The 1,828-nt window shown below is 57.6% G+C and carries 1 protein-coding gene; it reads left to right on the top strand.

Translation table 11 applies throughout. From position 1 onward, the window contains the following. Window positions 1-24 precede the first annotated feature (24 nt). Window positions 25-1,828, top strand: a 1,804-nt coding sequence (gene virD4, locus C7G61_RS42600; protein WP_108523396.1) for a type IV secretion system ATPase VirD4, incomplete at its 3' end; no start/stop codon positions are given.

The raw sequence follows: 1,828 nt of genomic DNA, 5'->3' as shown, positions 1-1,828 counted from the left end.
TTGACTCGGGACATCAGACGATCATTGGGTTCGAGCCGGAAACTTGAAAGGCTTCTATTCGGTGCAGCTTTGTCGCTGCTCGTGGGTCTATTTCTGGCGAGCGCCTACGCCAACTTCCAGCATGGAGTTACTCTCCAAGCGATCCAGAGCTTCGATATTTTCGCAATTTGGTACGAGACGCCCTTTCACCGAGGCTACGTGACGGAGGTCTTCTACCGCGGATTGACGATTATCGGCTTCACGGCTGTCATCCCGTCGCTCATGCTGGCGCTCATAGTGTTGAAGCCCCAGCACCATGGCACGGCCCGCTGGGCGCGCTTCGGTGAGATGAAAAAGGCTCGCTATATCCTACCCTATCACAGGGTTTCCGGACCAATCTTTGGCAAAACGGTGGGTCCGGGCTGGCCGGGCGAGTATCTGAGCAATGGCGAGCTGCCGCACAGCCTAGTGGTAGCGCCGACCCGCGCCGGCAAGGGAGTCGGGATTGTTATTCCTACGCTGCTGACGTTCAACGGTTCGGTTCTGGCACTCGACGTTAAGGGCGAACTGTTCGAGCTGACGTCGCGCGCGCGAAAAGCTCGAGGCGACCAGATCTTCAAATTCGCCCCGATGGACCCGGGCGGCCGCACCCATAGCTACAATCCAATTCCTGACATCGTCTCTATGCCGTCGGAGCGGCAGTTTAGCGAAGCACGCCGTCTTGCTTACAACCTGCTCACGCCCAAGGGCAAAGGGGCGGAAGGCTTTATCGATGGTGCAAGGGATCTGTTCGCCGCCGGAGTCCTCGCTTGCATCGAGCGTGGCACGCCTACGATCGGCGCCGTCTATGACCTGTTCACCTTGCCCGGAGAAAAGTACAAGCTCTTCGCCCAGTTGGCGGAGGAGTGTCAGAACCAAGAAGCGCGCCGCATCTTCGATAATATGGCAGGAAACGACACCAAGATTCTCACGTCCTACACGTCGGTCCTCGGAGATGGTGGTCTTAACCTCTGGGCGGACCCACTAATCAAAGCGGCGACGACGCGATGCGACTTCTCGATCTACGATCTCCGCCGCGACCCCACTACAATTTACCTTTGCGTAAGCCCGAACGACCTTTTGGTTATCGCACCACTGGTTCGCCTGTTCTTTCAGCAGGTAGTGGCGGTCATGCAGCGCACTATGCCGACCAAGGATGAGATATTTGAAGTCTTGTTCCTGCTCGACGAGTTCAAGCATCTCGGCAAGCTGGAGGCAGTGGAGACGGCCGTCACCACAATCGCGGGCTACCAGGGCCGGTTCATGTTCGTCGTACAGAGCCTCTCGGCTCTAACCGGCTTGTATGAGCAGTCGGGGAAGGAGACGTTCCTCAGCAACACCGGGGTGCAGGTCTTCATGGCCACGGCCGACGACGAGACGCCGATCTACATTTCCAAGGCGATCGGCGATTACACTTTCCGCGCCAGATCGAAGTCATTTATGTTAAGCCGAATGTTCGACACCAACATCCAGCTCTCGGATCAGGGAGCCAACCTGATGCGGCCGGAGCAGGTCCGCCTGATCGCTGAGAACAGCGAGATCGTCCTCATCAAGGGACAGCCACCGCTGCAAATGCCCAAAGTGAAATACTACTCAGACCGCATACTAAGGCGCATCTTCGAGAGCCAGACCGGCCGACTGCCGGAGCCAAAGCCGATTACTCAGCAAGTAGCCGCATCCGTTACGCCGTTGCAGTGCGGGCAGGAGGGAGAAGAGGTCGTCGGCACAAGCGACCGCGGTCTTTTTGCCGTTAATCAAGCAGAGACTTTCGCTCCGGATCCCATCGCTCTCGGTCACGGCGAGAAATATC

Origin of the sequence: Bradyrhizobium algeriense (assembly GCF_003062295.1) — a bacterium.
In the GTDB taxonomy this organism is placed as follows: domain Bacteria; phylum Pseudomonadota; class Alphaproteobacteria; order Rhizobiales; family Xanthobacteraceae; genus Bradyrhizobium; species Bradyrhizobium algeriense.
Note: the sequence above shows the minus strand (reverse complement) of the source record. Positions and strands in the feature narration are given on the sequence as shown.